Origin of the sequence: Bacillus pretiosus, from assembly GCF_051294775.1 — a bacterium.
Taxonomy (GTDB): domain Bacteria; phylum Bacillota; class Bacilli; order Bacillales; family Bacillaceae_G; genus Bacillus_A; species Bacillus_A wiedmannii.
Genome location: NZ_JBPPHF010000633.1, coordinates 1 through 280 on the forward strand (window position 1 = coordinate 1; position 280 = coordinate 280).

Here is a 280-nt window from a genome sequence, read left to right on the forward strand (position 1 = left end):
GTTAATAGGGTGGAGAATACAACGAAATTAAATTTATGATTTACTCCGCCTTGCACAGCAACACTTAAAGGAGGGGTAAAAACCCCTTTACTAATAGATGGATGCATGATATGACCTAAAAACGATGGAGCGTAACGCAGATGGCAGATTAAATCTACATCGTGCCAATAACGTAGATGAACATATTTACCGTGATTATCAATACGTTCAGGAGCAAAGAAGAACATATTACCTTGCCAGTATTTTAAAAACTTGTAACCATTGTCAGATAACGTATATG

General features: G+C 36.4%; 1 pseudogene. It reads right to left on the reverse strand.

Annotated features, from left to right (window positions below):
- Positions 1-280: pseudogene (locus ACSG5Z_RS32465) on the reverse strand (hypothetical protein); the annotation flags it as partial.